Genomic DNA, 13,862 nt, shown 5'->3' with positions numbered 1-13,862 from the left:
AATAGGGCTATTGCTATACTCATTATTAAACCTGAGGACAATAAAGTCCTCAGGTAATAAAATTTAGTTTTTAGTAAGGTATAAATACCCGTCTTTTTTATTGGTTAGTGTGTTTCCGGTGCTATCAAATGAAGTGTAATTCAAGATATAATAGTAGGTACCGGTAGGTAAACCAGAAGATTGACTAATGGTTGATCTACCTTCAGAGATACCTTTGAACACTTTACTTGTATTGTTATAACCGTTAGTTTCAAAAACCAATACACCCCAACGATTGTAAATTTCAACGGTGTTATCCGGGTAACAGATACTATCATCGATATTATCGATTATGAAATTTTCATTGATTCCATCTCCGTTTGGTGAAAAGGCATTGTGAACTAATATTATTCCACATCCCAGCACTTTGCAATCAAAGTTTACATTCATATTTACTATTAAGCTTAGAGGGCAATCCCCACCACTGATTTTATATTCAAAAACATAGTCACCAACAGGAATGTCTAGAGGGGAGAATATACTGCCTTGTAATGCACTCGCACTAACGGCATCTGTCCAAGTCCATGTTCCGTTTGTAGAGGTACCCTGAGGTAGTAAACTATTTAGATCAACGATTGATGAGTCGGCATTACAGGCAGAACTTACTATCGCTACTCCACCATTGGCAACAGTTATATTTAATATTTGAACAAATTTTGATGGATTTCCGCAAGCATCAGCAACATTCCATTCCCTAACTATTGAGTAAGAATTTTGGGTTCTGTTAATAATATTCTCTGTAAATACTGCAGGAGAAACTGCGGAGCAATTGTCTACAAATACAAGTTCCGGTTTGGCAGGAATTGCATCACAACCAACATCTATGGTTGCACTAAACTCGGTTGTCGTTGTAGGACCAGTTGTATCTTGAATGCTAATTGTTTGTGCAGCTGTTGAAGCATTTCCACAAGCATCGGTTGCGGTCCACGTTCTTGTTACAGAATAGGAACCTGCACATTGACCATTTGTAGTTACATCTGCAAAAGTCAAAGTTACAGCCGAACCACACTCATCAGTAGCAATGGCTTGAGCGAACTCAGGTGTTGCAGGACAAGATATAGTTGATGCCTCAGGCAATACAGCGATAACTGGAGCAGTTGTATCAGTTACGTTAATGGTTTGAGTAGCTGTTGAAGCATTTCCACAGGCATCGGTAGCGGTCCAAGTTCTGGTTACAGAATAGGAACTGGCACATTGATTATTTATGGTTACATCAGCAAAAGTCAAAGTTACAGCAAGATCACAATTATCCGTAGCGGTAGTAGTAGCGAACGCAGGTACTGCAGGACAAGAGATGGTTGAAACTACAGGTAATGCAGCGATTACCGGAGCAGTTATATCAATTACGTTAATGGTTTGAGAAGCTGTAGCGCTATTTGCACAAGCATCGGTAGCAGTCCAGGTTCTGGTTACAGAATAGGAACTTGCACACGCACCATTTGTAGTTACATCTGTAAAAGTCAAAGTAACAGCCGAACCACATCCGTCAGTAGCAGAAGCTTGAACGAACTCAGGTACTGCAGGACAAGATATAGTTGAAGCTTCAGGCAATGCAGCGAAAATCGGAGCATTTGTATCTTGAACATTAATAGTTTGTGTAGCTGTAGCGGCATTTCCACAAGTATCGGTAACAGTCCAAGTTCTAGTTACTGAATACGAACCGGCACATTGACCATTTGTAGTAACATCTATAAAAGTCAATTGGAAATCAGAACCACATCCATCAGTTGCAGAAGCTTGAGCAAACTCAGGTATTGCAGGACAAGATACAGTTGAAGCTTCAGGCAATGTAGCGATAACCGGAGCAGCAATATCTTGAACATTGATAGTTTGAGAAGCTGTTGCGTCGTTTCCACACGAATCAGTTGCGGTCCAAGTTCTTGTTACAGAATAGGAGCCGGCACATTGACCATTTGTAGTGACATCTACAAAAGTCAATTGGAAATCAGAACCACACGCATCAGTTGCAGAAGCTTGAGCGAACTCAGGTACTGCAGGACAAGATATAGTGGAAGCTTCAGGCAATACAGTAATAACTGGAGCAGTTATATCCTGAACATTGATAGTTTGTGAAGCTGTTGAGGCATTTCCACAAGCGTCGGTTGCTGTCCAAGTTCTAGTTACAGCATACGAACCGGCACATGCACCAGTAGTGGTTACATCTGCAAAAGTCAATTTAACATCAGAACCACAATTATCCGTCGCAATAGCTGTTGTGAACTCAGGCATTGTAGGACAAGAGATAGTTGACTCTTCTGGAAGTGCTGCAATAACAGGTGCAGTGTTATCAATCACGTTAATAGTTTGTGAAGTAGAAGATGAATTGCTGCAAGCATCAGTAAAAGTCCAAGTTCTGGTAATAACAAACGAGTTAATACAGTCACCCTGAACAATAGTATCAATCCCTTGAGCAATTATTTCACCAGCGCAATTATCAGTAGCGGTAAGTGAAGTCATTATTGGAACATCCGCAACGCAAGCCACAGTTACCGCGTCAGGAGCTATTGGAGCTATCGGATTAGTACTGTCTTGCACTTTAAATGTAGCTGAAGTTGAAGAAGTATTTCCACATGCATCTTTTGCTGTAAAAATTACTGGTACTTCCGCCGAACAATCGTTTGCAAGTGCATTAAAGTCATTGGACCAGGTTACAGCAGAACAATTATCAGAAGCGCTTGCTCCTCCGTTATTGGCTAACCAATCCGCAATGGAATTTTGATTTCCTTGACCATCACATTCAACGGTTAAATTGGAAGCTGTAACAGTAATAACAGGTTTTGTAGTATCCTCAATAGTGATTACTTGAGTAAAGACTAACGAAGGGTTGCCACAATCGTCTTTTACAGTCCAAGTATTAGTATAAGTACCAGCACTGGCACAACCTTCAGAAGGTATAAATAGACCCCAATTTTTGAAAATATTGGTTACATCAGTATCGCAATTGTCTTTAGCTACTGGAAACATTGCCTGAGCAGTAGTCAAAGCTTCATCATCAAGACATTCTATAGTAGTATTTAAAGCTGAAGCTTCCGTAATCCAAGTTGGCCCAGTTTTATCAACTATTTTAATTACCTGATTAAATCCAACCGTATTTTCACAAGTATCACTAACAGACCAGTGTCGTACAACTACTTTATTATTTAGACATAAATTAACAGGCGTTAAACAAACCTTTTTGAAATGAACAGTACCAAGTTCCGTTCCATTTTTTCTTGCATAAATAAACCAATCCCCATTCATACTACCGGTAAGTTCTTCAAAACTGGATACATATGAATTTAAACCAGTGATAGTATTTGTAGAAGAAAGGGCTCCGTAGGGGGTAAAGTTTTGAATAACATCAGTCGGTATAGGATTATTGTTATCCCATTTAGGATAAGCAGCACTATTGGGATAAAATACAGGTAGGTATAATTCTGGATTACTTGGTGATGCGGTATCACAATTTCCACCAGAACAATAGGGAGCAACTAAAACAATACCTTGACCGCTTGGTGAGACTAAAGTAAATTCGACTCTGCCTTTTCCTTGGTTTGCTTCAAATTCTAAAGTAAGCTTTTCGATATTATTAGCCGTTAAATCATCAAAACCTGAGATAGTGAATGGGAAATAATTACCAGTTCCAGTATTTATGGCTGTATAATCTGAGTTTCCAAAACAATTAAAGTCTACAAATGTAGCTGTTGCATTGGAATCGCAGTTATCTTGGATATTTGTTACTTTTCCAGTTGAAGCTGTACTAATATCAGCAAAACAATTTTCATCACTAATTAGTGTTATGTTAGCAGGGGGTGTAAAAGTAGGAGGTGTAGTGTCTTGAACTTTTATTGTTTGAGATTTCGTTGCTGAATTTCCACAAGCATCTTCTGCCTTCCAAGTTCTTTTTAAAGTATAATTACTTACGCAATTACCATCGATACGTTCTTCACCAAGATAAGTTACGATTGGTGCGGGGTCGCAATTATCTGTTGCAGTTGCGTTTGCTACCGTTCCAGATGATGGTAAATTATTGCATTCTACAGTTATATTTTCTGGGACAGTTAATACTGGTTCAGTATTGTCTTTAACAGTAATAGTTTGCATGTGTGTTGTTGAGTTACCACAGTCATCAATCAAATTCCATGTACGCGTAATGATTTGTTCTCCTATACAAGTTCCGTTTGCTGTTGCATCAGTGAATGTTGCGTTGAGAGTAGTGTCGCAATTGTCGGCTTCATCCGTTACATCTCCTGTTATTCCCACTGATCCATTATAGGTACAGTTTGCATCTTTGAAAATTGTGATGTTTGCAGGAGCAGAGAAGGTTGGTTTAGTGTTATCAATTACTGTAATTGTTTGCACAAAGTTGGCGCTGGTATTTCCGCAACCATCACTAAAGTTCCAAGTACGGACTCTGACATAGGCGTTAGTACAATTTGCATCTACGGTCGTTACATCACTGACCACATGTATGCTTGGAGCTGGAGAACAATTATCAGTAGCTGTAGGGACTTCAGCTAACGCAGCGTTTATACCAGCAGTATTGCTGCATTGAAGGGTATGATTCAATGTACTTGCAGCAGTGCTTATTTGTGGTGCTGTAGTATCGATAACCGTAATTGTTTGCACAAAGTTGGCACTGGTATTTCCACAGCCATCACTAAAGTTCCAAGTACGGACTCTCACATATGCGTTAGTGCAATTTGCATCTGCAGTGGTTATATCACTGATCAAATGTATGGTTGGAGCTACAGTACAATTATCAGTAGCTACAGGCGCTTGGGCTAATGCAGCGTTTATACCAACAGTATTGTTGCATTGAAGGGTCTGATTCAATGTAGTTGCAGCGGTACTTATTAGTGGTGCTGTAGTATCGATAACCGTAATTGTTTGCACAAAGTTGGCACTGGTATTTCCACATCCATCACTAAAGTTCCAAGTACGGACTCTAACATATGCGTTAGTGCAATTGGCATCTGCAGTGGTTATATCACTGAGCAAATGTATGGTTGGAGTTAGCGTACAATTATCAGTAGCTGCAGGCGCTTGTGCTAATGCAGCGTTTATACCAGCAGTATTGTTGCATTGAAGGGTCTGATTCAATGTAGTTGCAGCGGTACTTATTAGTGGTGCTGTAGTATCGATAACCGTAATTGTTTGCACAAAGTTGGCACTGGTATTTCCACAGCCATCACTAAAGTTCCAAGTACGGACTCTCACATACGCGTTAGTGCAATTTGCATCTGCAGTGGTTATATCACTTAGTAAATGTATGGTTGGAGTTAGCGTACAATTATCAGTAGCTGCAGGCGCTTGGGCTAATGCAGCGTTTATACCAGCAGTATTGTTGCATTGAAGGGTCTGATTCAATGTAGTTGCAGCAGTACTTATTAGTGGTGCTGTAGTATCGATAACCGTAATTGTTTGCACAAAGTTGGCACTGGTATTTCCACAGCCATCACTAAAGTTCCAAGTACGGGCTCTCACATACGCGTTAGTACAATTTGCATCTGCAGTGGTTATATCACTTAGTAAATGTATGGTTGGAGTTAGCGTACAATTATCAGTAGCTGCAGGCGCTTGGGCTAATGCAGCGTTTATACCAGCAGTATTGTTGCATTGAAGGGTCTGATTCAATGTAGTTGCAGCAGTACTTATTAGTGGTGCTGTAGTATCGATAACCGTAATTGTTTGCACAAAGTTGGCACTGGTATTTCCACAGCCATCACTAAAGTTCCAAGTACGGACTCTCACATATGCGTTGCTACAATTTGCATCTGCAGTGGTTATATCACTGACTAAATGTATGGTTGGAGTTAGCGTACAATTATCAGTAGCTGTTGGCGTCTGGGCTAACGCAGCGTTTATAGCAGCAGTATTGTTGCATTGGAGGATATGATTCAAACTACTTGCAGCAGTGCTTATTAGTGGTGCTGTAGTATCGATAACCGTAATTGTTTGCACAAAGTTGGCACTGGTATTTCCACAGCCATCACTAAAGTTCCAAGTACGGACTCTCACATATGCGTTGCTACAATTTGCATCTGCAGTGGTTATATCACTGACTAAATGTATGGTTGGAGTTAGCGTACAATTATCAGTAGCTGTTGGCGTCTGGGCTAACGCAGCGTTTATAGCAGCAGTATTGTTACATTGAAGGGTCTGATTCAATGTAGTTGCAGCAGTACTTATTAGCGGTACTGTAGTATCGATGACAGTAACTGTTTTTGTACAAGTTGAAATGCATCCATTTGCATCTGTAATTATCAATGATAACAAGAATGTTGCATTACAACCGGAACCTGCAGTAATTGAAACGCTTTGAGAATTTGTACTTCCAACTATTGACCCGTTTCCTGAAATGCTCCATGCATAAGAAGCACTTACTGGGGCTGAATAAATATTAGAAGTGGAGGAGGGGCATAACGGTCCATCTGGACCTGTAATGGAACATATAGATGGTTGATTAACTGTTATAGTTACATCATCAAATACTGTACATTGCGATCCTGCGCCACTTATTGGACCTGTTACTACTGTAAGTCGGAATGTTGCAGAATTTCCAGTGATGCTAACATTTGAATTGAGATTTGTTGGGTCTGCTATGGTAGCGGAACCACTTAAAACAGACCAAGTTTTGGATATAACTTGATATCCATTGCTAGGTATAGCAGATCCTTGAAGCATATAGGATGATCCGGAACAAACACTATCATCATCTCCAGCATCAGCACTTCCAAGGGTGAGGTTATCAATAGCTAATGGGTTAAAAAAATCCTTAATGGCTGCGGATGGCGATGTAGAAGTTTTAGATTTAACAAAAATGGTTTTTATTTTAAGGCTAGTACATGGGTCGATTGTCCCTAAAACAACTGATAAATTTACTGCCGATTCTATAAATGTGTTCTGAATATAACTAGTGGTGCCAAATGCAGGATAGGGTACAGGGACATTGGTTGTATTTCCGGCTGCATAGACTGATGACGGATTTGGAGGTGTAGGTATAGGGAGGGATGTAAAATAAGTTTTGTATTCCCAAACGCCACTTCCAATGAAAGTTTCCTCCCATCTTTGAATGTCAAATTTGGCGACTCCGCTTTCAAAATATACAGTTAGTAAAAAATCTCCTTCCGTCCGACCTCCAGTTGAGGTTGGAGCTGAGGTTGAAAATCCACTAGCAGTTTTAGTCATAGGTGCTTGTAGGAATTCAAAATCCACGTAAGCATTACCACTATTGCTCAAACGGTCAGCCGCAAAAACAACCCATACATTTCCATTTGTATCGGTAGTTAAATGAATAAGTGCATTGTTCATATCGGTTTTATCGTTCGCTGTACCGGTAACCCAAGACCAACTGTTTGGATTGTCACCTACTTTATCACCTCCTCCAAATATATTATCTGAAGAGGTGTTGTATGGGTCATACAGATGATAGGTAGTTCCAGCATTTAAAGGAACTCCTAAATTATTAAGTGTAAAACCGCCAGTGCCTGTCCCATCGACCCAATCTCCTGTGGCTGAATTTGCTAGTAGTGTTCCGTCAATATTAAATCCACCCGTGGGCGTACTAACGGGTGCAATACCAGGGCCTATTTGGGCAAGTGTTACTGCTGGAAAACTTAAAAAAACTAATAAAAAAATAGTAAATAGTCTTGTCGAATTAGTAAAAATTGATTTCATATTGATTTGTTTTAAATCGTTAGAAAGTGAAATGATTATACATAGCAAAATTCATATTTGAAAGTTGTTATGTAATTTGATGGATGGTTAGTTCTTGCTGCACTTTCATGCCTAAAGAGCTTAGAAATAATACTAATTGAATAGGTACTCAAGTAGTTTATTATTTGACTATAATATAAAATATCTTGATTGAAACACTGAAATAGTGTATGCCAATACTTTTGTACATTGAATTGAGAATATTGAGTACTACCAAACAATAAGAAAGCTAGTAAATGGAAAGTAATTTTTGAATTCATACGCTCAAATTTTAATTTATTAGTTATAAAACTGATTGATTCTGGGGTATTATTTTTCTGGTATAGCGGTATTTAATTATATCTAAATAGTATTGGGGAGGTTTATGTTTTAAAATTTGATAAAAGCAAAAATGGGCTATTTTTTTGCCTGTTTTCATTGCTATAATAATTTGAATTAATTATTTTTTATTTCTAAATAAAAGTTTAAAAATTTAGATGTGTTTCTAAATTTTTTCAGGGATTAAAGCTTCTTATTTGGGGTTAAAGAGTCTTTTCCTCGTATGATCAAAAATCTAAAATTTAGGTATATTACTAATTTTTTTTCAGTAGAAAAGGCTTCTTTTTTGGGGTTAAAGAATCTTTTCCTCGTATAGTAACTATCTTTTTTTACTATTTTTAAAATGTAGTTTAACTTCTACTTTTTTAAGAGCAATTTTTGAAGCAACAGTAGATCTATTGTTTCAAAATCAAAATCTAAAATTTAGGTGCATTTCTAAATTTTTCCCGGTATAAAAGCCTTCTTTTTTGGGGTTAAAGAATCTTTTTCTCGTATGGCAATTATCTTTTTTTGTTTTTTAAACTATTTAAAATATAGTTTAATCTGTATATTTTTAATTAACCCTTTTTTGAATCAATAGTTAATCTATTCTTTCAAAATTAAATTCTAAAAATTTAGATGTATTTCTAAATTTTTTCAGGGATGAAAGCTTTCTTTTTTGGGGTTAAAGAATCTTTTCCTCGTAAAATAATTAGCTGTTTTTTAGATGTTTAACAGACTATTAGTATATACAATCAAAGTTACAAAGAATTAATACTATTGATTTTTTTTTTCTACGAGTAACCAAAATACTCGTTGAAATGTAATTTTTAATTAAAAAAAACAATTTTTGACGCAAAAATTTTAACATTTATTTAGTTGTAAAATAAGTTATGCCCTAATAATTTTAAAATGTTTTGTAAAAAAAAGTTAAGGAAGAGAAAAAATAGTTATTAAAAAGAAGTTAAAAAATGATAACAAAGGAATTATGGATATAATCTTTTTTAAAATTTTTTTAAAGTTGAATTTAAAAATAATAAAGATTTGGGATTGCAAAATCTATATTAATTTTAACATTTAATAGTTATTTAAAAGTTTTGTATTTAAAATAAAAAAGCCTCCAAAGTTTTACTTCAGAGGCTTAGTTCATAAGATTTTATGGACTGATATAAATCAGCTATTTTTTACATAAAGCTATATTTTATAGTGCAGTGATTATAAATTCGCTGCGTCTATTAAGTTGGTGTTCATCCTCGGTACAAATTACGTTATCAGCGCATTTATTTACCAGTTGAGTTTCACCATATCCTTTACCTGCCAATCTGCTTGAATCAATGCCATTTTTAACTAACCAGTTAATGGTTGATTTTGCTCTTCTTTCAGATAATGCTTCATTGTATTTGAAGGTTTGTCTGCTGTCAGTATGAGAACGTATGTCAATTTTCATTGTTGGATTTTGATTTAAAACGTCTAATATTTTTTCTAAATCTAAAGCTGCTTCTTGTCTAATATTCGATTTGTCTAAATCGAAATAAATCATTTTGATACCAAAACATTTACCCAAATCATCACCAACAGCTACTTTACATATTTCTTTTTCTAATGCAATTGGTAAATATGTTTTTCCAGTTGTTGCAGTGATAGTGATTTTTTCTTCTTTGGTTGTGTATTCTGGTCTTTCAGCTCTTACATTGTACGTTTTTCCACATTCAACTGTAAAGCTATAATTTCCTTTTTCATCTGAAGTAGCAGTATTGACAACCTTAAATTGACTATCGTATAAGGTTATTTTTGTATTAGCAAGTATTTCTCCCGTTTTTATATCGGTAATTTCACCATAAAGAAGTTGTTCGCAAATAAGTCTTCTTGTTTCCAAAAATTTATAAATATCGTCATAGCCTTGACCACCATCTCTATTGGAAGTAAAAAATCCTCTTCTTGATTTTGTATCGATTAAATAAGCAAAATCATCTTTAGGAGAGTTCACATCAGCACCTACATTTTGAACTTCACTGAAAGAACTATCTTCATTTATTTTAGACATAAAGATATCTAATCCTCCAAGTCCAGGATGTCCATCTGATGCAAAGTAAATTTCATTTTCATCATTAATAAAAGGGAATGTTTCTCTTCCTTCGGTATTAATTGTATTCCCTAAATTTTCAGGGGTTCCAAAAGTACCATCTTCATTTATCTTTACTTTGAATAAATCAGACTGGCCTAATGTTCCAGGCATATCAGATGCAAAATACAATGTTTTTCCATCAGGACTTAAAGCAGGATGTGCTGTACTGTAATTATCACTGTCAAAAGGCAGTTCGGTTACATTTGTCCATTTGTCATTCTCTAAAGTGGATTTGTATATTTTTATTAAAGTAATTTTATTTCCATCTTTTCCTTTTTTGCCATCCAGATAGTTGTTTCGTGTAAAATACATGGTTTTTCCATCACTAGTAAAAGTAGGTGTAGATTCATGAAACTTCGAATTTATAGTTCCATCAAACTTTTTCGGAGTACTAGGCGCAAGGTCTTCCCCCAAATCAGCCGTGTATAAATTTGTAAAATACTGATTGGTCCATTTGTGTTTTCTCTGTCCAAGACTTCCGGTATCTCTTGCTGAAGCAAAAACTAATTTATTTGAATAGAGTGCTGTTCCGTAATCAGAATACATAGAGTTTATTCCGGCATCTTCAATTTTATACCTTCCAGAATTCGCTTTTATAGCTTCTAAATAATTTGTGTCTTTTTTAAACAGTTTAGCTCTGCTATCGTTTCCTGATTTTTGATTGAATAGTTCCATCATTTCATTCGCTTTATCATTTTGATCGATTGATCTTAAAGATTGAGCATAACGATAATAATATTCAGGTTCTAGATTGGAGGTATCCATAGTAAATAATTCACCATACCATTTAGCGGCTTTATCAAGCTCCCCATTAAAGTAATAGGCATTGCCTAACTTTTTAAACAGATCTGCTGATTTATATCCTTTTTCAGCAACTCTTTCATAGGTTTTGATGGCATCTACATAAGCATAGCCGTCATACTTTTTATCGGCTGTAGCCAATTTTGCTTTTTGGGAATAAATGTTAATAGAAAAAACACTTACTATTGTTATGTAAAAGAGTATATTATTTTTCATAATAATTGTTTTTAGAAGAATCTTGGAGTTGTAATTTTTTTGTTATTTCTGAATATTTCATATCGCAGGAAAATTTCATGCGAACCAGAATTATAATTATCTAAATTAGTATTTTCAAGATCGTATCCATATCCGATATACAACCCTTGAGTAGCTTGAAATCCAACCATAGCACTCATCGCAGCACTCCATCTGTAGGCAAGCCCAACAACAAATTTATCGTTAAACATAAAATTCCCTGATACGTCCACTTGAAGAGGTGCGCCTTCAACTATTTTAGAAAGTACGGCAGGTTTAAATTTAATTGAATTGTTTAAATCAAATACATAACCTGCAATTAAGTAGTAATTAATTTTCTCTTTAAAAATAGCCACTTCATTATCATCATAACGGTTACTTTCGATGAAATTGGGTATTGAAAACCCTATATAAGCCTTATCAGAATGTAAATAAACACCAGCTCCAATATTTGGAGAGAATTTATTATTGTAATCATGCAGGCTAGGATCATCGTCAACAGGATTTAATCGGGTTACATCCAAATCGAAAAGATTTGCAGTTGCTTTGATTCCAAAAGATAGTTTAAACGTTTCAGAAGTAGGAACCGTGTATGATAAATCAGCCGAAATCGTATTTTCAGTGGTAGGCCCAATTTTATCATTTATAATAGATACTCCCAAACCTAAATTATTTCCGTTAAGGGGTGTATTTACAGACACAGCATTAGTAACAGGAGCTCCATCTAAACCTACCCATTGTGTACGGTGTAATGCAAAAATACTTAAGGCACCTCTAGATCCTGCGTAAGCGGGATTAATATTTATTGTGTTGTACATATACTGAGTAAATTGAGCGTCTTGTTGCGCAAAACTTACTATGGCTGTAAACATCAAAACGAAAGAAAATAATTTTGTTTTCATAGTAGATATTTATTATTTAAATTATCTATCGAACTCATTTGTAAGAGTCCGGCAGGTCAGTTGATAAATTTACTAACGGTTATTAGTTAGTGAAATAGGGCTATTCTTATTGTTGTTATTATACCTGAGGACAAAAAGCCTCAGGTATACATTTCATTATTTAGTAAGGTATAAATACCCGTCTTTTTTATTCGTTAAAATTTTTCCGTCATTATCAACCGAAGTATAATTCAAGATGTAAAAGTAAGTACCGGTAGGTAATCCTGACGATCCACTAACAGTTGCTCTCCCTTCAGAGAACCCTTTAAATGCTTTATCAGTATTGTTATATCCTTTGGTTTCAAAAACCAATACACCCCAACGGTTATAAATTTCAACAGTGTTCTCTGGATAACAAACGGTATCATCAATATTGTCGATTACAAATACCTCATTGATTGCATCTCCATTTGGTGAGAAGGCATTATGAACTAATACAGTTCCACAGGCTAATACAATACCGCCACAATCAGTATCTATAGCCATTATAATTCTTATAGTTTCTGAGCAAGCATTTTCGATTTTATATTCAAATGTATAATTTCCACCAGTAAGTCCCGAAGCATTAAGAATGTCACCCTGTAATGAACCAGAATTATTTACATCAATCCAAGTTCCGTTTGTAGGTGTTCCTAGTGGTAAAAGCTCTCTTAGATTGGCGGTTGTAATTTCTCCGCTATTACAAACGGAACCGTTTATAGAGACAATACTATTAGGAACAGTAACATTGATGATTTGAATAAACTCAGATGCATTTCCACAAGTATCTGCAACAGACCATTTTCTAACAATTGAATAGGAATTATCAGTTTTGTTAATAATTGTTTCTGTATATACTGCTGTTGTAACTACAGAACAATTGTCTACAAATACAAGTTCAGGTTTCTCAGGAATTGCATTACAATTAGCATTTACTGTTGTATTGAATTCAGTAGTTGTTGTAGGACTAGTAGTGTCAATTACATTGATTGCTTGTATAGCCGTAGTAACATTTCCACAAGAATCAGTAGCAGTCCAAGTACGCGTTAGTGTATAAGCACCGGCACATAATCCTGGAGTAGTTGTTTGATCGTAAGTTAAAGTTACATCACTACAATTATCAGTAGCGGTTAGCGTAGCAGCAGTTGGAACAGCATCACATTGAACAGTAACATTCACTGGTAAAGCTTCAACAAATACAGGAGCCGTTGTATCTTCAACAGTCACAATTTGAGTATGAGTTGTAGTAAGACCACAAGAATCATTAGCAGTCCAAGTACGCGTTAGTGTATAAGCACTGGCACATAATCCTGGAGTAGTTGTTTGTTCGTAAGTCACAGTAGCATCACTACAATTATCAGTAGCGGTTAGCGTAGCAGCAGTTGGAACAGCATCACATTGAACAGTAACATTCGCTGGTAAAGCTTCAACAAATACAGGAGCCGTTGTATCTTCAACAGTCACAATTTGAGTATGAGTTGTAGTAAGACCACAAGAATCAGTAGCAGTCCAAGTACGCGTTAGTGTATAAGCACTGGCACATAATCCTGGAGTAGTTGTTTGATCGTAAGTTAAAGTTACATCACTACAATTATCAGTAGCGGTTAGTGTAGCAGCAGTTGGAACAGCACCACATTGAACAGTAACATTCGCTGGTAAAGCTTCAACAAATACAGGAGCCGTTGTATCTTCAACAGTCACAATTTGAGTATGAGTTGTAGTAAGACCACAAGAATCAGTAGCAGTCC

The 13,862-nt window shown here is 36.1% G+C and carries 4 protein-coding genes; all 4 read right to left on the bottom strand.

Features of this window, described 5'->3' with window-relative positions; genetic code table 11:
• Positions 1-63 precede the first annotated feature (63 nt).
• Positions 64-7,698 (bottom strand): HYR-like domain-containing protein, encoded by a 7,635-nt coding sequence (locus tag ACM55F_RS02040; RefSeq protein ID WP_416852048.1) that lies wholly within the window; start codon positions 7,696-7,698, stop codon positions 64-66.
• Between the two features lie 1,537 nt (positions 7,699-9,235).
• Positions 9,236-11,176, bottom strand: coding sequence for an OmpA family protein (locus ACM55F_RS02035; RefSeq protein WP_416852047.1), 1,941 nt, complete (start codon positions 11,174-11,176; stop codon positions 9,236-9,238).
• A gap of 11 nt (positions 11,177-11,187) precedes the next feature.
• On the bottom strand, positions 11,188-12,096 hold the full coding sequence (locus ACM55F_RS02030; RefSeq protein ID WP_416852046.1) for a PorP/SprF family type IX secretion system membrane protein: 909 nt from the start codon (positions 12,094-12,096) through the stop codon (positions 11,188-11,190).
• Positions 12,097-12,252: 156 nt separating this feature from the next.
• Positions 12,253-13,862 (bottom strand): gliding motility-associated C-terminal domain-containing protein (locus tag ACM55F_RS02025; protein ID WP_416852045.1); only part of this gene is annotated, 1,610 nt, incomplete at its 5' end.

The sequence above is a fragment of the Flavobacterium melibiosi genome (assembly GCF_048158545.1).
In the GTDB taxonomy this organism is placed as follows: Bacteria; Bacteroidota; Bacteroidia; order Flavobacteriales; family Flavobacteriaceae; genus Flavobacterium; species Flavobacterium melibiosi.
The sequence above is the reverse complement of the archived record's forward strand: the minus strand, read 5'-3'. Positions and strand labels throughout refer to the sequence as shown.

Excerpts from the sequence above, each read along its gene's own strand:
- ACM55F_RS02040 (WP_416852048.1), bottom strand. The coding sequence starts at position 7,698 with ATGAAATCAATTTTTACTAATTCGACAAGACTATTTACTATTTTTTTA.
- ACM55F_RS02035 (WP_416852047.1), bottom strand. The coding sequence starts at position 11,176 with ATGAAAAATAATATACTCTTTTACATAACAATAGTAAGTGTTTTTTCT.
- ACM55F_RS02030 (WP_416852046.1), bottom strand. The coding sequence starts at position 12,096 with ATGAAAACAAAATTATTTTCTTTCGTTTTGATGTTTACAGCCATAGTA.